Source organism: Pelomicrobium sp. G1, from assembly GCF_051905455.1.
Classification (GTDB): Bacteria; Pseudomonadota; Gammaproteobacteria; order Burkholderiales; family UBA6910; genus Pelomicrobium.
In genome coordinates this window covers 1-232 of record NZ_JBQACR010000667.1, presented here as the reverse complement: position 1 = coordinate 232, position 232 = coordinate 1, and the positions used below count along the sequence as shown (strand labels likewise).

General features: G+C 69.4%; 1 protein-coding gene. It reads right to left on the bottom strand.

Translation table 11 applies throughout. The annotated features are described in order from the left end of the window. Nucleotides 1-232: DUF4147 domain-containing protein (locus ACTFO6_RS20045; protein WP_439936023.1), on the bottom strand; the 232-nt coding region annotated here is incomplete at both ends.

The following is a 232-nucleotide window of genomic DNA, read 5'->3' as shown; positions in this document are numbered from 1 at the left end:
GAGGTCCACCATGCCGATGCCCGGCGCCGGGAGGGACAGCAGGCTGGAACCTCCGCCGCTCACCAAGGCGAGGACCAAGTCGTCCGGCCCCACCCGTTTCACCTCCTCGAGGATTTCTCGGGCCGCAGCCTCCCCGCTCTCGTCGGGAACCGGGTGGCCTGCTTCCACCAACAGGATGCGCAGGGTGGGCAGCACGTGCTGGTAGCGGGTGATGACCAGGCACGAGAGGGGC